17 protein-coding genes and 4 pseudogenes are annotated in these 16719 nt (G+C 50.1%); 12 read left to right on the forward strand and 9 right to left on the reverse strand.

Annotated elements, in window-relative coordinates; translation table 11 throughout:
• Positions 1-39: 39 nt before the first annotated feature.
• Positions 40-1066: pseudogene (locus XM38_RS29125) on the forward strand (ISAs1 family transposase).
• On the opposite strand, the gene XM38_RS18810 reads toward XM38_RS29125, so the two are convergent.
• The gene (locus tag XM38_RS18810; protein WP_088430684.1) at positions 1031-2707 is read right to left on the reverse strand and encodes an NACHT domain-containing protein; all 1677 of its coding nucleotides are present in this window, start codon (positions 2705-2707) and stop codon (positions 1031-1033) included. The pseudogene XM38_RS29125 and the gene XM38_RS18810 overlap by 36 nt on opposite strands.
• Positions 2708-3073: 366 nt before the next feature.
• Between XM38_RS18810 and XM38_RS18815 the strand changes: the two genes are divergently transcribed.
• A complete protein-coding gene (locus XM38_RS18815; RefSeq protein WP_088430686.1) occupies positions 3074-3361 on the forward strand; it encodes an NfeD family protein in 288 nt (95 codons plus the stop codon).
• A gap of 383 nt (positions 3362-3744) precedes the next feature.
• Here XM38_RS18815 and XM38_RS18820 read toward each other — a convergent pair whose 3' ends face one another.
• The 3 genes from XM38_RS18820 to XM38_RS18830 all read right to left on the reverse strand — a co-directional run bounded on the left by XM38_RS18820 (position 3745) and on the right by XM38_RS18830 (position 6113).
• Positions 3745-4371: a M48 family metalloprotease gene (locus tag XM38_RS18820; protein ID WP_256995678.1), complete on the reverse strand. Its 627-nt coding sequence runs from the start codon at positions 4369-4371 to the stop codon at positions 3745-3747.
• A 171-nt stretch (positions 4372-4542) separates the two neighbouring features.
• Entirely contained in the window at positions 4543-5028 is a 486-nt protein-coding gene (locus XM38_RS18825) for a PIN domain-containing protein (protein WP_080808270.1), read from the reverse strand.
• A complete protein-coding gene (locus XM38_RS18830) occupies positions 5025-6113 on the reverse strand; it encodes an XRE family transcriptional regulator (RefSeq protein ID WP_088430690.1) in 1089 nt (362 codons plus the stop codon). The genes XM38_RS18825 and XM38_RS18830 overlap by 4 nt, the downstream gene beginning before the upstream one ends.
• A 67-nt stretch (positions 6114-6180) precedes the next feature.
• Between XM38_RS18830 and XM38_RS18835 the strand changes: the two are divergent.
• The 3 genes and pseudogenes from XM38_RS18835 to XM38_RS26490 all read left to right on the forward strand — a co-directional run bounded on the left by XM38_RS18835 (position 6181) and on the right by XM38_RS26490 (position 6927).
• Positions 6181-6437: pseudogene (locus XM38_RS18835) on the forward strand (DUF2188 domain-containing protein).
• 56 nt (positions 6438-6493) lie between these two features.
• Entirely contained in the window at positions 6494-6754 is a 261-nt protein-coding gene (locus XM38_RS26485) for a hypothetical protein (protein WP_202978922.1), read from the forward strand.
• A complete protein-coding gene (locus XM38_RS26490) occupies positions 6751-6927 on the forward strand; it encodes a hypothetical protein (RefSeq protein ID WP_202978923.1) in 177 nt (58 codons plus the stop codon). Before XM38_RS26485 ends, XM38_RS26490 begins: the two co-directional genes overlap by 4 nt.
• A 145-nt stretch (positions 6928-7072) precedes the next feature.
• Here the strand turns inward: XM38_RS26490 and XM38_RS18845 are convergent, their stop codons facing one another.
• Positions 7073-7456, reverse strand: coding sequence for a hypothetical protein (locus XM38_RS18845; RefSeq protein ID WP_080808275.1), 384 nt, complete (start codon positions 7454-7456; stop codon positions 7073-7075).
• Between the two features lie 791 nt (positions 7457-8247).
• Here XM38_RS18845 and XM38_RS18850 point away from each other — a divergent pair.
• From XM38_RS18850 to XM38_RS18875, 6 genes and pseudogenes are all read left to right on the forward strand, one after another.
• Positions 8248-8661, forward strand: a complete 414-nt coding sequence (locus XM38_RS18850) for a hypothetical protein (RefSeq protein ID WP_187329467.1) — start codon at positions 8248-8250, stop codon at positions 8659-8661.
• Positions 8662-8700: 39 nt separating this feature from the next.
• Positions 8701-9762 carry an nSTAND1 domain-containing NTPase gene (locus tag XM38_RS18855; RefSeq protein WP_080808279.1) on the forward strand — a complete coding sequence of 354 codons (1062 nt, stop codon included), beginning with the start codon at positions 8701-8703 and terminating at the stop codon, positions 9760-9762.
• Positions 9714-12887, forward strand: a complete 3174-nt coding sequence (locus XM38_RS18860; protein ID WP_187329468.1) for a WD40 repeat domain-containing protein — start codon at positions 9714-9716, stop codon at positions 12885-12887. The genes XM38_RS18855 and XM38_RS18860 overlap by 49 nt, the downstream gene beginning before the upstream one ends.
• 168 nt (positions 12888-13055) lie before the next feature.
• Positions 13056-13184 (forward strand): annotated as a pseudogene (locus XM38_RS18865) (DUF433 domain-containing protein); the annotation flags it as partial.
• Positions 13185-13196: 12 nt separating this feature from the next.
• Complete coding sequence (locus XM38_RS18870) at positions 13197-13439, forward strand: DUF2281 domain-containing protein (RefSeq protein ID WP_080808288.1); 243 nt, start codon at positions 13197-13199, stop codon at positions 13437-13439.
• Positions 13439-13861 (forward strand): type II toxin-antitoxin system VapC family toxin, encoded by a 423-nt coding sequence (locus tag XM38_RS18875; RefSeq protein WP_080808291.1) that lies wholly within the window; start codon positions 13439-13441, stop codon positions 13859-13861. The genes XM38_RS18870 and XM38_RS18875 overlap by 1 nt, the downstream gene beginning before the upstream one ends.
• A 145-nt stretch (positions 13862-14006) precedes the next feature.
• Here the strand turns inward: XM38_RS18875 and XM38_RS29130 are convergent.
• A pseudogene (locus XM38_RS29130) lies at positions 14007-14227 on the reverse strand (DUF433 domain-containing protein); the annotation flags it as partial.
• 246 nt (positions 14228-14473) lie between these two features.
• On the opposite strand from XM38_RS29130, the gene XM38_RS18885 reads away from it, so the two are divergent.
• Complete coding sequence (locus tag XM38_RS18885; RefSeq protein ID WP_088430692.1) at positions 14474-15028, forward strand: Uma2 family endonuclease; 555 nt, start codon at positions 14474-14476, stop codon at positions 15026-15028.
• A gap of 271 nt (positions 15029-15299) precedes the next feature.
• Here the strand turns inward: XM38_RS18885 and XM38_RS18890 are convergent, their stop codons facing one another.
• Genes XM38_RS18890 through XM38_RS18900 form a run of 3 tightly spaced genes read right to left on the reverse strand, consistent with a single transcriptional unit; the run spans position 15300 to position 16634 of the window.
• A complete protein-coding gene (locus tag XM38_RS18890; RefSeq protein ID WP_088430694.1) occupies positions 15300-15611 on the reverse strand; it encodes a HEPN domain-containing protein in 312 nt (103 codons plus the stop codon).
• The gene (locus XM38_RS18895) at positions 15608-16006 is read right to left on the reverse strand and encodes a nucleotidyltransferase family protein (RefSeq protein ID WP_088430696.1); all 399 of its coding nucleotides are present in this window, start codon (positions 16004-16006) and stop codon (positions 15608-15610) included. The genes XM38_RS18890 and XM38_RS18895 overlap by 4 nt, the downstream gene beginning before the upstream one ends.
• The gene (locus XM38_RS18900) at positions 15969-16634 is read right to left on the reverse strand and encodes a Uma2 family endonuclease (protein WP_080814344.1); all 666 of its coding nucleotides are present in this window, start codon (positions 16632-16634) and stop codon (positions 15969-15971) included. The genes XM38_RS18895 and XM38_RS18900 overlap by 38 nt, the downstream gene beginning before the upstream one ends.
• Between the last annotated feature and the right edge of the window lie 85 nt (positions 16635-16719).

Below are 16719 nucleotides of genomic sequence, written 5' to 3' on the forward strand. Positions count from 1 at the left end.
CTGCCAGATGTCCGTCAGGCCTCTGGCAAACGACATCAGATGGCCTTATGCCTGGCGCTCTTCACCCTGGCGGTGACGGCCGGTAATCGTGGATTTCTGGCCATTGGCGACTGGCTCAAAAGCTACCGCAGCGAGTTGATTGACCTCTTCAACCCGCCCAAGGGCCGTCTTCCCTCCTACAGCACGATTCGCCGGGTGCTGCTAAAGCTAGACTATGGACAGTATTCGGCGGCCTTGGCTCGGTTCTTTGGCATTGAACCGTTAGCCGGTGAAACCTTAGCGGTGGATGGCAAAGTCTTACGCGGGTCGTATCAACTGGAGACTGACAATCCTGACTCTCCCCCTCATCCCGCCATTCTATTGGTCAGTGCTTATCTGGTGGAGCGGGGGTTGATTCTGGAGCCCTATCAGGTAGAGCACAAGACCAACGAAATCAAAGCCCTGCCCGAGTTCATTAAGCAACTGGCGCTGAAGGGGGTGGTGATAGCCTTTGATGCGATTAGCACCCAAAAAAAACTGTCAGCTCATCCTTGACACCGACAATCATTACTTGGGTGCCCTCAAAGGCAATCAGGGTAACTTGCACAAAAGCGTTCAGGCCAACTTTATCGCTGAGGACAGCTACACCGAGGTCAGTAAAGGGCATGGGCGACTGGAGAAGCGGGTCGTTAGCCTATGCACCACCCTCGATAACATCAAGCCCTGGCCAGGGCTGAAGACGCTCATTCGAGTGGAGAGTGAGCGACACTTCAAGAAGGGCGGGCAGCCTCACTTAGAAACTGAGACCCGCTACTATGTCGCCTCGTTTTTAGAATCAGCGGAATCCTTGGCTCGGCGCATTCGGGGCTATTGGGGCGTTGAAAATAAGGTACATCATATCCGGGATGTGACCCAGGGAGAAGATGCTTCGCGCATTCGTATGCACCAGTTGCCGCAAATCTTCGCCGTCGCTCGAAACTTCGCGCTCAACCTCTATCGCTCCAACGAGTTCGCCAATATGGCTCAGGCTGAACGACTCTGCAAGTTTGGTCTAGATACCCTCAAGGCCATTTTTAGAATGAAATAGCCCTGTATTCACCGCCAACAGAAATACCTCATTCCATTGCTTGTTTCTGACCTGCTCAAACACAGTTTGTAATCGCTCAAGCTCATACTCAGAGGCAATCGCCTTGGCAGCAAAGTACTCTTGAAAGCTGAGGTGAGAGAATGAGTAAATACCGTAGGCACGCTCTACAAACAAACCATGCTGTGCCTCTATAGATTTCAAGACAATCTCTCCCTGCCGTTCCATCTCATAGGGCAGGAGTTTACGATTGCGCTTGCCCGGCAGATTGACAATATAGTTGGCGATGTAGTCGGCAAGAGTTTGTTTCCTGAAGAAAATGGCTGATTGCTCAAATGCTTGCAGGGCAATGTGGCTTAGCATGCCTACTTTTCGAGCAACAGAGAGTTCTTGGTAGAGCTGACCCCGCTCAATATTACGGCTGGCATCCCATCGCCTTAAGAGTGTATTAATTCCCTCTTCATATAACTCTGCCCGACTGTCTGGAAAATCTGCCTCCTCTTCGAAAACCAAGCATAGCAGGGTTAGCAATAATGGATTCGTTGCCAACTCTTGAATCCGAGGATTTCGTTGGAGTTTTTCCAAGAAGCGGGCCGCCTTGTCAGGTGTTTGTTTATGGGTAAACCAGTGATTGGCAAACTCCTGGATTTGCTGCTCGTTGAAATCGGCAACTTCTACTTCAGTAAACTGCTCAAAGACGTATTCTTGAGCCGCAACTCGGCAGGTTAAGATAAAGCGATTCCCATGAAAATTTTCAGTAAAACTTTGGATTTGCTGATTGACTCGGTGTAAGTCTTCTATCCGTACTTCATCTAGTCCATCCAAGAGCAGTAAAACCCGTCTCTCTTTGAGTAGGTACTCGATTTCATAACCATGCACCTTCCAGGAGTCATGATCCTGAATCAGGTATTCTAGCAGACTAGGTGATCCATTCTTCTCCGCAAAATCTTTGAGGACGACAAATATGGGTAAATGGTCAGGAAAGAGTTTACGCTCGCTACACTGAATGGCTATGTGCTTGAGGAATGTAGTTTTGCCAGCACCTGGCTTACCTATGACCAGTAGTTTTTCTTGCTGTTGCACATAATCAATTCCGGATATCTTCTTCACTATTCTGCGATTCAGGCCGAAGCGATCCAAGCTATTGCCGTCATTTTTAGCTTGAAAATCCCGAAGTAGGTCATCAATCCGTAACCGTCGATGCCTTGAGACTTGCTCTAAGACATTAATCTCCGTGAAAATGCTGGACAGTTCCAAGGGGCTCGTCATATCGAGCACTCGCATGGTACTGCACTCATTACGAATTTTTTCCCTTAATCGCTCATTAAGTTCGTTCACAAAGGCGTCGGTGTCTATGTCACTCAAACGACTAGGGTGGTTCGGATTTTCTCGGTGATATTGTTCCTGGAGAAAATAGCGGAGTCGCTCTTTCTTACCCCGCCCACCTTCCCTGAAGCTAAATTTCACATAGACATTCCCCATCCGCGCTTTATAGGCAGACAGGGAAATGTTTAGGTTCTTAATAATGACTTGATCGGTTATTTCACTGGAGAATGTCTCGACAAAGGCTTCTTCCTCAAGCGACGTCAAACCATATTCCCTCGCCAATTTGACGAGGAAATCCTGCGATATTTCTTCCTGCATGACTCGCGGTAGATGTGCTCTTTTAACCCTGTACCCCTTATATTCAGCCAAAAATCCGGGAGCGTCAATGGTTATGGAGTCAGCCCCATTGTTGGTCTAAACGGATACTCGATAGCTCAAAGTAAGTATTCTGCTTCCAAACCTTTGGGCTGAGAGTACTCGGATCCGTGTTATAGTTCCGGGTAGTTTATGACGACTGCAGCTGCAGAACCTAGGCTACCTCCGTCTCTCGAAGCTTAGTCATATCAGAGCCGCCATTGGGAAAAGTTGGGAAAAGTCGGGAAAAGTTGGCCTTTCTCTAACGAGCAAGTATAAAGTCTAAAAGCCATAGTTAGAGTGTTGCCCCCCAGTTGAGGTGTTAACACCATGCAATCCTTTAATTTTGATCTTTATAGCCCCTATCCGATCGAATTACGGCAACAAGTAGGCATTGCTACCGTATGTCGCACCATAACTCCTGAGCGTTCCGGTCGAGTTCACTTTGAAGCCACGGATTGGCCTGCCCGCCTCTATGATCCGACCCTGCATCAAAGTCTTGAGCCGGATGCCTTGGTTCACGTTATTGGACGTCAGGGTCTGACGCTGCTAGTTACGCCTAAGTCAAGGGTCGCTGTCCCCAGTTCGGCTCAATCGCTGGACTATCTTTCTAGCTAGAACTCTGCCCTGGAACCTGGATGCGATTTAGCCAGCTTATATCACTGACAGGGGAAAGAGCTCGGACTAACAGACTTCTCTTCCCTGTTACGTCATCCAACGTCTTGACAGCTACGAGCCTACTGTTTGAGATCTCTAAAGAGGAGGATGCAGCATGCGTCAACCTTATCGCCAGAATCAACTGCTGCACTGGATAGGAATTTCGGCAAAGCTCCTATTTGCAACCCTATTAGTTGCTACAGTACTTTGTCTTTTGGGCGCAGTGTTAGGGGTTCCTGATGCGGCGTGGAGTTTGTACACGGCGCTCTGGCCGATCTTTTGGAAGAGCGCTCTGACCCTAATCTGTCTCCTAGCCATCACCATTTCGCTATCTTCTTTGTAATCTAGGCGCTTGGGCTCACGGTACTAGTTGCAGCCTCAGTGGACTCGGCTTTTTCCGCCAGCTCTTGCAATCGCTTGATGCGATCTTCAGTGGGAGGATGGGTCATGAACAACGTCATCAGCCCTTCTTTTGAGAGCGGATTCATGATGAACATCGAGGCAAAGGCCGGATTGCCGTGAATCGGCACCTCCTGTCCCCGGGTTTCCAGGGTTTCCAACGCCTTTACCAGGGCCAGGAGGTTCCCTGTAATCTCGGCGGCACCGGCATCAGCGGCACATTCTCGAGTGCGGGAGATGGCCATGCGCAGTAAACCGGCGGCCAGGGGACCAACCACCAGCAAAAACAAAATGGCAATGGGATTGCTACCCCGTCGCCCGACTAGGGCAACGGGAAAGTACAGGGCCCCTAGCGTCAGAATGCGCCCCAGGTAAGTCATTGCTCTGGAAAGTGTCCCCGCCACCGCTTGGGTCAGGGTATCGCGGTTGCGTACATGGGTGAGCTCGTGGGCAATCACACTGTCTAACTGATCATCCGGCAGTAGATCGATGAGGCCTTGGGTCAATGCGATCGCAGCGTGGTTCGGATCGCGTCCGGTGGCAAATGCATTGGGAGAGTCCGACGGCACCACATACAACGTAATGCTCTACTCTGTTACATCATAAAACTCAACGTTTAATAGGCTTCGCCAGCACAGTGGCTATCCACTCGTCGTTGTAGGCTTCTTTAAGGGGTTTGGGGCCGAGGCTGCCCGCCACTTTGGGCGGCGTTTTTTGACTTCTTTAAGTCAGCTTCTAAAGTTTTAGCATCCTATTGATTTTGCAAGGATATTGACTTCAGCTTTGGGCAATCGGCGGTTGTGGCGCTTGAGGATAGAGAGCCATTCACACAGGAGTTCTGCACTGGCTAATTGGCGCTCATAAACGGACTGGATAATCCAGAGGGTGCCATGAACTGGGACTTGCTGCTTCTGACAGGATCTTCGGAGAGGCTTTTCGTTGGTTAACAACAGCCGTTGATAGGTCTTGGCATAGTACAGGCAGAGGGCATCTTGAAAACTGAGTGGTCCCCTTTGATAGGCGCGGGCTAGGAGCGCCCACTCTTGGGTGACGGTAACCGTTTGAATGCCAGCAGTCACGATCGCCTCCGGCAAATCCGGCTGACGAGGGTGGCAGCATTCATCAAAGACGACATCCAGAACCTCGACTGTGCCCAACTGTGTCAAGACGGATAAGCCATCAACATAGCCCAGGTCTATGAGGACATTGGCATCTGACAGCAGAATCAAACTTCCAGTTCCTCCAACCAGTCGTTCAGTGTGTCGCGCAACTCGACCAAAGGCTTGCCTAAAATCTCTGCGGCTCTAGAAATCGTAATTTCTTCTTGGAGCAAGGCCAGAAAGACCATGCGTTCCAGGCGAGTTAAACGTTCGGAGTCTGGTAAATCAACAGGTTCATTGGTTAGGCCATGCTTCTTATTGAGCTGGCCAATTTGCTGCTCTTTTTGTTTTTGGGAGATGATGCCGACGTCAGCAGCTCGGTACAAAACGGTTCTCATGCTGACGCCATATCGTCGCTTCATATCGGCGAGTAGGGGTTCTGGCAGCCAGCGCCGGCGATAACCATGCAGTTCACGGCGGATGACATCTTCGGGCAAGAGAACGGCCCCGGCGAAGTGGTTGGCTACCTTTTCCCGTGGGTCAGAGCGCCCGCCTGCTTTTTCGTTGGGGACTCGATACTCCTGACGATGAAAAATTAGGTGGGCAAGCTCGTGGAGGGCAGTGAAGAATTTCCGCTCCGTGGGATGAACCGCATTGATAAAGATGACGGCACCTGAGGTTTCGGTGTAGGCCGAAAACCCTGAGATCTCGTTGGGCAGCGGGTGCAAGATGACCTTCAGCCCTTTCGACTCCAATAGGGCCAGGGCATCTCCCAAGGGGCAGGTTTCGCCCATGCCCAGCCAGTCGCGAATCTCCCGTGCGACTTCTTCAACGACATGAGCATCGTACCCGGCCAGCGGGCGCATCTCTGGCAGGGTGGGGATTTCGTGGATCAGTTGCTCAATAAAGGTATAGTCTTCGGCTTTTCGGGAGAGGGCCGCCCGCAGGTGAGGATTGAGCGCCGAGGGCTGATCAGCCCGAAACATCAGCCCTGCCGTTTCGGGCATGGCCACAGCCTCGGTGTCTGGCAGTAGCAGATCGACTGCGATGTCCAAGAACTGAGCAATTTGGGTGAGTTGAGCGACAGACGGTTCCCGATCGCCCTTTTCCCACGCGGCGATCGTTTGCCGGGTAACCCCTAGATATTGTCCCAGCTCTGCCTGAGAGATTCCGGCTTGCTCTCGATAAATTCGGATTGAGTTAACATTTCTCATATCCTATTTTGGGGATTTAGACCTAGTATTGTCTTATAAATCTAACACTCCTTGGTGAAGGGTCCTAATGTCAAAGTCACAAAGCGGCAAAAATCAACATGTTGTTCCTCATCCTGATGGCTGGGCGGTAAAAGCTGAAGGCGCTGATCGGGCGACGCGGGTGACGGAAACCCAAAGAGAGGCGATAGAGATTGCTCGCAATATTGCCAAAAACCAGGCTTCAGAGCGAATTGTGCATGGTCAGAGCAAATTGTGCATGGTAAGAATGGTCGCATTCGTCAGAAGAACAGCTACGGCAATGACCCCCATCCTCCCAAGGGGTAAGGCAGAGTAGAGATTCTGTTTTTGGTCGATACAGCTACAAATCGTGGGGGGGTGAAATGGCCAAGTTTCTATCCCAGAAAGTGGCTAATCTCGGCGGCGATCCGGAATCAGTACAGCTGGTCCGTTTCGGGGCATCCCATACCGTCGATGGCGTCAGTTTCACCACGGTTCCCGCCGTCCACTCCAACGGTCTCAGCGGTGATTTCATCGAGGGAGAATTGGGAGAAAGCCTGAATGCTGCCGGACTGAGGGCCTATGTGGGACCCTCCACCGGCTATGTGATTACCTTTTCTAATGGCCTAGTGGTTTATCTGTGATCGCCTCCCATGCCAACGAAGCTGCTCCCCGTAGCGGCGTGCTGCAACCCAATACAAAGACGGCTACCTTCCTGGAGGCCACCGATACGCCTGTGTATCTTCCCCTCAGTGGCCACCGCCTTTCCTTCAACGGCGATGGCATCTGTACGGCTGGGTGTGGGGAAGCGGAATGAATCATTTAGGGCTTGCGCATAGCCCCCTTGCATTCCCCAATTCTGGAGGAGATTGAATCCGGTTTCCTCCTATTTCCAACCATAAAAAAGCGATTGGGACTTAGCCCAATCGCAGAAACGAAATTCGACCAGCCAAATTTGTCGACTACTGTGCAGCGGCCGCCGGTGGATCGGCTTCGATGCGGGCGTGACTGCTGCGACGAATGCGGTCTTGGCGTCGCACGCCTCCGGCCATCTGATACTCGATGCTGTCTTTGCCGTATTGAAAGGCCACTCCGGTTAGCATCTGCGAAGACATTTGCCTCAGGTCTTGTTCCAGGGAGATGATTTCGCTACGCAGCGTATCGACTTCTGTCAGGGCGGTGTTGTAGGCACTGAGCTTATCCCGCAGACTATCGATCCGCTGGTTGAAGGTGTCTAGGGAACGATCATCACCAAAGTCGATGGCAGGATCAATGGCCGCGAGGCCAGCGGCGCGAACTTCCGCCTGTTCGAGAGTGCGAGAGGTTGTACGTTTCCGGTATACCATTTTGTTCACCTATTCATAAACAGCTATGGGGAGCCTGGGATTGGGAAGCCGTCGCCAGGAAGCAGCCGCCCGGTATGACCGGATTAGGGAGACCCGACACTGACGACTCCCATCGCTGCTGTGCCATCGAGGCTGCAGACATCGCAGCGATGAGGGCTGGCGCCGAGTTCTGATCGCAGGGGCGATTGCGTTGGCTGAATCTTGGTGCTGCCGTGAACCGGGTTGGGGCTTGTGGTTTCTGGCAGGCTTCTCTCTCGAGCTCTGTACCTACAGTAGCTTCACGCCTGGGGGAGTTCCCTCAGAAGAACTGCTGGATATGATGATTTTTTGGATACATCATGGCTGAGTAGGATTACGGTAGGGCGACCTGACGACGCCTTGAAACCTGAGATCCAAGCTTGTGTTGTTAGATCACAAGCTTGTGTTATGGGAGCACAACCTTGAGTTATAGGAGCAGAAGCTTGTGTTGTTAGATCACGAGCTTGTGTTATGGGAGCAGAAGCTTGTGTTGTTAGATCACGAGCTTGTGTTATGGGATCTCAAGCTTGAATTATGGGATCCCAAGCTTGTGGGATTCGATCTCGGGGGTCTAGGATGCGATCGCACCTCTCTGCCTCCCAGATTCAGGCTGGAACGTTGAGATTCTAGCTAGTAACCCAAGATGTCGAAAGCTCCATAGCAGCTGGGGAGTCAATCTTGCGATCGCACCCCGTAAGAAAATGAAAAGAGCCACGGAAATATCAGGGGGTTCTGTGTAGGGTATTGAGTAAGTCGTTAACTCCCCTTCCCGGATGGCAACTCCCCAGGATTCTCCTGCAGATCGCTCTGTGCAGGTTGGCGGTGACATCACCGGCAGCGCCGTGGTTACCGGCGACCACAACACGGTGCAGGTTCAACCGGCATCATTACCGTCGCCGGAAACGGTCGATATCCAGGCCGAACTGAAGGCCTTGCAAACGCTGCTGGCCGGCTTTGATGACCCGGTGGCCACCGGGGTCGCCCAGAAGCTAGCGCAGGAGGCCGCCAAGCCAGAGCCGGATAAGAGCGCCATCGCCACCACTTTAGAAACGGGCCTGACCTACGCCCAGAGCCTGGCTGGATTCGCCGAGGCCATCGACAAGCTGCGGCCCCATGTGGAAGCGGCGGCTGGCTGGCTAGGCAAGCAGGGCTATAAGCTGCTGCCGCTGGTGGGATTAACGCTGTAGGGCAGATACCATCTCAGCATTAGGGGAATTCCGCAAGCGATGACCGAGCCCCAACCTGACCGCAGCATTCGCATCGAGGACAGCGCCGTTGGCAGTGCCATCGTGTCTGGGGATGGCAACACCATCTATGTGATCCAGCAGAGTCTAGAGCAACGGCAGCCGCAACCAGCGGCAGATAATCCCGCCATTGGCCCCAACCCCTACAAGGGATTAGCGGCGTTTAAGGAGCGTGATAGCGATCGCTACTTTGGCCGGGAAGCACAAGTCGAACGACTCTGGCAGTGGTTTCAGACTCTGGTTGAGCAATCTACGGTTCCGAGAGTCCTGCCAATCTTGGGGCCATCGGGGTGTGGCAAATCTTCCCTGGCGAGAGCGGGCCTGATTCCTGAACTGGCTCGACGACCGCTACCAGGGAAAGAACAGATGCGGGTGGCGGTGCTGGTGCCGGGCACTCACCCGGTTGCAGCCTTGGCAGGGGTGCTAGCTAAAGCTGTGACTCAAGACTCCATGCCGGTGACTAAAACACGGGAGTTTGCGGCTGAGCTGAGGTTGCAGGCTGAAACGGGAGACTACGATGGTCTGCGCCGCATTGCCAACCTGATGCCCCAGATTCAAGATTCGCCGCTGGTGATACTGGTGGATCAGTTTGAGGAGGTTTATTCGCTCTGTAAAGACGTTAGTGAGCGGCAGGCCTTTATTGAGACGTTAATCCATGCGGCGGGTGACCCGACGGGCAATGTATCGGTGGTGATCACGCTGCGGAGCGACTTCTTGGGAGAAACCCAGCAACATCCAGTGCTGAATCAGATTCTGGGCAGCGCGGGATATAATCCCGTCGTGCAAGCCATGACTCCAGAGGAGTTGCGCCGGGCCATTGCTGAACCCGCGAAGCAGGCTGGACATCCCCTGGATGAAGCCACGATTGATTTGCTGGTGAAGGATACGGAAGGACGGGAGGGGGCGTTACCGCTGTTGCAATTTGCCCTGACCCGGATGTGGGACGGGTTAGGGCAGGGAAATCCCCGGCTGACCTGTACCGTGAGATGGGCGGTGTGGGCGGTGCACTGGCGGGGAAGGCTCAGGAGATCTATGAGCGTCTGAACCAGGACGAACAAGCCATTGCCAGACGGGTCTTTGTGGGGTTGGTGCAGCTTGGGGAAGGCACCCGCGATACTCGGCGACGGGCGGCGTTAGAGAGTTTGGTGGCAAGTCGGGATACGCCAGAAGCGGTGAAGCAGGTGATCCATCGGTTTGCCTCACCGGGGGCAAGATTGGTGACCCTCGCCCACGAGGCTAAGCAAGAAACGGCAGAAGTGACCCATGAGGCGCTGTTTGACCATTGGCAGCAGTTGTATGACTGGCTAGACAGCAGTCGAGACGATATTCGCTTTCAGCGGCGACTGGAGGCAGCGGCAACGTATTGGGAGAAGCAAGGACGACCTGAGGGACTGCTGTGGCGACGACCCGACTTGGATCTCTTACACACCTATTTCGCGTCTTTTCAGCAAGACATGACTACCTTACAGCTTCAGTTTTATCAAGCATCTACACGTGCAAGAAAACTACGAAAAATTTTAGTTTGGGGAATAGTCGGGGCATTAGGAGTAATGACTGGAGGCATAGCTTGGTTTGGTCGTCAGGCACATCGAACTGCATTTCTATCTAAGACTCAACAGTTAGCGCTGCAAGCTGAGTCTCTAGTGAGTCAACAAGAAGTACAACAACAAAAAGCAGGAGCTTTACTAGCAGTCAAGTCCTGGCAGCAGTTTCAACTGATGAAAAAATCATCCTTAGAAGTTGACCGAGCGCTCCGAAGTAGTTTAAATGTTCTCCCTGAGAGTGAGTTCATCTATCTTGACCATATTAATGAGATTGTGTCTTGGGGTTCTATTGGCATAACATCTTTCACCATTGGACATAATTACTTTATTGACTCTGCGATCTTTAGTCCCGATGGTGAGAAAATTGTTGTTTTTTATCAAACTCCTGAAAGCTCTTTCTGGTCTGGTGAGGCGAGAATTTGGGATGTTGCGACTCAGAAGGAGATTTTTCGAATAGATCATGAGGTAACTATAGACTCTGTCACTTTTAGTTCTGACGGAGAAAAGATTTTTTACAGTAGCACAGATGAAGTGTTTTTTGGAGTAGATGTATCGACCCAAAAAGAATTGTTTCGCTTTGAATTAGATAGCCCTGTTGATTCGATTGTTTTTAACTCTGACGGAAAATCGTTTATTTTAGCTTTTAAATACAATCCTTACTTGCTAGAAATTCGGGATATTAAGAGTGGCAAGAAAATTCGTGAAATTACTGACTTAGATCTGTTTCAAGATTTTTCGTTTAGAGTAGATGATGCAAAAATTATCTCTATCAATTTGGAGGGTATAGTAAAGACATGGGATATCCATACTGGAAAAGAGATAAATCAAATACAAATAGCAAATCTTCAAAAGTTTGACTATGCGGTTAAATTAAGTCCTGATGGGAAGCGGTTCATTTCTAGTAGCGAAGGCGATGATGGCATATTGCTATGGGATACTTTCAAAGGATCTAGAATTTCTTGGATCAGTCACGCAGACTATTACTCTGCTTTATTCAGTCATAATGGCAAATGGTTCGCTTTTCTTGACAAAGACGGAGTTTTGAAGGTACACAGATCCTCTGATGGAAAAGAAGTTTTTTATTCTCAGGATGGTCTTGAAGTTAAATCTTTCAAATTTAGTCCCAACGAGAGTCAGATAGCCTTTGTGACGGCGGATGATATGGTAAGAGTATGGAGTATCAATGTCAGAAGAGAAGTTGCTCGCTTTAATCATGAGGGATATATTCGAGCAATTAATTTTAGTCTTGATGGAACGAAAATTGCTTCTGCTAGTGTCACAGATACTGGCTTAAGTAATTACTGGATTCCTCTTGATATGCCAACTCTAAAAGTTTGGAATGTTGACACTGATACTAACGAAGAATTTTCTCTCAAACACAATGATAGTATTAACTTTGCTACTTTTAACCCAGATGGAACGAATGTTATTTCTGCAAGTGATGACGGAACAGCAAGATTATGGAACACATATACTGGACAAGAATTGAAAAGTTTTGATCATAAAAATCCAGTTTTATTCGCATCGTTTAATCCCACCAAGAATCAAATAGTTTCTGTTGATGCTGACAAAACGTTACGAGTGTGGGATATCAAAACTGGCCTAGCATTAGAGGAAATAAAGCATGAACACAATATTGAATTTGCTGCCTTTAGTGCTGATGGAAGTCGATTATTCTCTTTAAGCTACAGTGGAGATCGTGAAACTCCGATTTCCAATAGGGATAGTACCATTAGAGTATGGGATACAAATGACTATAATGAAATAATTCATACTGATTCTGGATTTAACAGAAATATCTTCTTCAGCTCTGATAGTAAATGGCTTGCTCATTATGATGGTGAAGACTGGAGGTTTTGGAATACTGATACTGGGCAAGAAGTTTCTGAGCCTAATTACCGAAAGGGATTTCTTATTAATTTCAGGGATTTGAGGACTCAGTATTTCAACCCTGAAGCGTGGGATAGAGGAAAACCATTTAGTCCGGATGGAAGCCGGATTTTTCGAAGTGACAGCTTGTTTAATAGAGGGTTGGTAGAGATTTTAGAGCTTCCTTCTGAGCGCAATAAGATAAGCCAGTTTACTCATGGCCATCAATTTAATGATGCAGATTTTAGCCCCAATGGTGAACTTATAGTCTCTTCTAGTGATGATGATACGATAAGAGTCTGGAAAACTTCCGATGGTTCAGAAGTCGCTCGATTTAGTCATAAGAACACTACCTCTGTAGCTTTTAGTCCTGATGGGACTCGAATTGTCTCCACCAGTGCTAACCACACAGCAAAGATATGGCTGATTGATACAGCAGAGTTGGCTGCGAGGGTTTGTCAGAGAGTCAAGCGAAATTTGACCTCTGAAGAATGGCTCAACTATATTGGCTCAGAATTAACAGAATACGAATTAACTTGCCCAGACTATCCAGTGCATCCTAGCCTTCTTGATAGAGCAAGAATTGATGCTGCACGTGGTGATATTCGTTCATCTATAGTTCTCTTAAATCATCTTATTAGGATCAGTAAGACGGCTGGTCACACCGTTGATTTAGATCCTTCAACGGAGAGCATTGAACAAGATCCTAAAGCTTACTCGAATAAAATTGCAGCAGATAGCGAGGCAGAACAGTAAAATGTATTCGGTACGTTCGCGAGGGAAGCATGGCTTACTTACGATCGCTAAGCCTGGAAGTAAACTCGTCGTATCTTGTAAGCAGGGTTGGCGCGATGCCCTCCACATCCTAATTCGCCAAACCCACAGCAGTTAAGATTCAGAGACAGCCATCCTCACAGGTTCCCTATGGAAACGCTAGAGCGAATCACAGTCGATCCCAATGTTTGCCTCGGTCAACCCACGATTCGAGGCATGAGAATCACTGTGAGCTTTGTTCTCAAGCTCTTAGCCAGTCATCTCTCAGTGCAGGAAATAAGGAATTAGCCTATGAATCTCTTAGAAAGCCAAGTCTTAGAAAAAATGAAGGTTCTATCTCAGGAAAAACAGCAAGAGGTTTTAGACTTCGTGGAATTTCTCATTTCAAGAGCTACACCCCAGGCAAGTTCTATAGAGCTTCCCCAACCTTTAGAAAGCTCATTCGTTGAAGCCGCCCGACAATATGTTGGTTGCACCGAAGGACCAGGAGATCTTTCGACAAATCCCAATTATATGGAAGGCTATGGGACTTAATGGCGCAGTCTCATCTAATAATCGACACGGGTCCGCTAGTCGCCATTATTAATCGACGTGATCAATGGCATGAATGGGCTGTCAACGAACTGAGCCTGATCCAACCGCCTTTATTCACCTGTGAGGCTGTAATTTCCGAAGCTCATTTTTTGTTAGGACGAGTCCATAATGGAAGAGAAGCTTTGATGGGTCTGTTGGCTGATCGGCTGGTGCAAATTCCCTGGCAGCTTTCTGAAGAGTTGGATTCAGTTAGGAAGTTGTTGCAGCGTTATCGGTCAGTACCAATGTCTTTAGCAGATGCCTGCTTGGTGAGAATGGCTGAGCAATATTCGGGAAGCAAAGTCTTTACGATTGATGGTGATTTCAGGATTTACCGAATGGATCGTGATCAAATCATTCCTGCGATCATACCTGAGGATTGAATGGCCTAACCAGAACCGGGCTTATGGCAGCCACCAGCGCGCAGCCTTTGCCGCTTGAAGAGTAGTAGAAAGCATGAGTTGCCTACTTGGTGAGTAGCAGATGGGATAATGCAAGCAATCTCTCAACAGACTTTTGCAAGTCTTCGTAGGCATGAACCTCGTCCCGGTGCCTGAGGTAGTAGCCATCACAAGGTAAATATCGGAAAGCTGTAAGGATGGGTATTGCTCCCCGATTTCTTCTGGAGTGCAGCCCTCCAGAAAAGCAATCACAACGGTGTCTAGCGTGACACGAGTTTCAGCAACTCGGACAACACCTTGAGCATCAGCTTTGATCGGTGCAGGTTCAAGCGCAATAGCTAACGTCATAGGCCTGCCTAGTCTTCTATTCTAGAGAATAGCAAAGGTCACCAGAGAAGCGCGGCGCACGTGCAAACGGTATGCATGGAATCAGTAATCGCCGATGCGCTTGCTGACTCCGCAGCTTCTGACAGCCTTTGCACAAGACTTCATGTTCCTGACTGGAACATGAGTTTACTTCTGGCAGGGGAGATCGGGCGAGAACACGGTGACTTCTACAATAAAGTTACCTAGGTCGTCCACAAGGCCAGTGCAATGATTGCCGTCCCCCACTACCTCAGCCCCGAAGAATATCTAGATCTCGAAACCCAAAGCCCCATTCGCCACGAGTATCGCCGGGGCTTAGCCTATGCTATGGCTGGGGGTACCGACAATCACGATCGTCTGGCCCTCAACCTGCTTACCCTCATTAACCTACATTTGGGCGATTCTGAGTGTCGATTCCATTCCGGCAATGTGAAAGTTAACTACCAAGACGAGTTTTATGACTATCCCGACGCCTTCATTACCTGCGATCCGCGCGATAGAGCCGATCGCTATATCAAACGCTACCCAAAACTAATTGCAGAAGTCCTGTCACCCAGTACCCAAGCATTCGATCTCAGTGAAAAGTTCGATGATTATCAAAAGCTGGCATCTTTAGAAGAATATATGCTGATTTTCCAAGACAGTCAGCGGGTAGAATGCCGTCGCCGCACCCCTGGTAATACCTGGGAAAGCGTCGTTTATAGGATGGGCGATCGCGTTCTCCTCAAGAGTATTGACTTGGAATTTGCCATTGCTGACCTGTATCGCGGCTTAGATGGTTAGTACCGACTATTAGGATACATCCCAGTTTTGCAAAAGTCATTCTGTCGGCGGAGCCGCGCCCTTGATGCAGGGTTAGTCTGAGAGTGCATCCCGACTTTGCAATTCCACGCGATTGGCCCTCATCCTCCAACCCCTTCTCCCAAAGTTGGGTGAGGGCTGCAAAACTGGGATGTGCCCTAGTCTGAGGGGATTAGCGATCGATCACTTCTGACGCTGGTGAGCAATTTTCCCTGGCTGAGCATTAGTACAGATTAGCTAAATTAGATTCCAGCTAGAGATATTTCGGAGTTCTCCATAATCCACGAATTTGCCTCAACTCGGCCAGCCAGTTGAGATCACGTCCATAGGTTTTGTCTAAAGCTCCAGTTTTGACGAAGTGCAGACTGATTGCTCTCAGAACTCCAGCATGACTGCCAAAAGTCAAATCTCTTGAAAGCAGCAAGGCAGAAGCAGCATGAAACGCCGCATAGTAAGCTCTGGATGCAGCATCATTTGGAAAACCAGACGATAACAACGTTCTTGCCGCTTCTAGGGAAGACTCCGCTCGGTTAAAGTTGGCCCGAATCTCCTCAGGACGGCTCAAAGCGAGATCCCCTCTCGATGAATATTGCGATACAACTGACTGACCCCTTGCTCAAATTCGTCTTGGGCCGCAGGTTTAGCCGACAGCCAATAGCTGGCTTCCAGTTGGAGAGGATAAAGCAAATCAACAATGGTACGTAACTCCTGGAAGTAGTTGACCAGAGGAGCCAGCAAAACCAGTAGGTCAACGTCGCTCTCTGGCGTCAGCGCGTCCTTCGCGGCAGAGCCATAGAGAATGAGAGATTTCAGCTTATCGCCATAGTGCTCAAGCAAAACTTGTTTGCAGGCGGCCAGGGTCTCCTGTAAAGGGAACTCCAAATCCGGTTGAGCCGTTTTCACGTCGATTCCCTCGATCGCCTCATAGCTGCTGCGCCAACCACTGGGCCACACTGCCATTCGACTCCGTTGCCAGCCGTCCAAACGCCTGCTCCACCAGCGACGCCTCCAACCCCGCCAAAGCCACCGACGTCAGCGTCTGCTGATATAGCCCCTCCGGCGACAGTCGAAACACCATCAGCCGCGCCGCCTGCACATCAACCACCCAGTATTCCGGAATTTCCAGCCAGCCATAGATCTGCTTCTTCTCATCCAGATCGGTGGCCAGGGTGGTATCACCCACCTCACACACCAGATCCGGCACCCGCCACTGCCGCAGATTCACCCGCCGCGGTTCCCCCGGCTGCCAACGAGGCACATCCGCTCCGATGTATAACACCTCATCCGGTGAGGCCGCCCGCTGCTGAGGCTTTTCGAGAATGCATCCGCCCAAGCAGTCAAACGACTGCCCTGGCTGTCGACGGCTAAACCAGGCGAAAAAGATCATCGCTAACAATTCTCTGAAGCGGGCATGGTCGACCCCTTCCCAGCCCATATCAATAAACAACCGTCCTTGATTGAAGAAGATGCGAAAGTGCTCAGCCTTGGCAGTATTGACGCTGTTCAGATAGTCTTGCCAGGTAGCAATGTACCACCGGGGTAGGTCGCTGGGGGACTGACGGGCCGGAATTTGAGAGACCGATACCACGACACGCTGAGGCTCAACAGTAGTTCAATCATAGTAGTTCTGGACAAAGCCAGACATCTCACCGGGTGGTGAACTGATTGCAGCA

This window comes from Halomicronema hongdechloris C2206 (assembly GCF_002075285.3).
Taxonomy (GTDB): domain Bacteria; phylum Cyanobacteriota; class Cyanobacteriia; order Phormidesmidales; family Phormidesmidaceae; genus Halomicronema_B; species Halomicronema_B hongdechloris.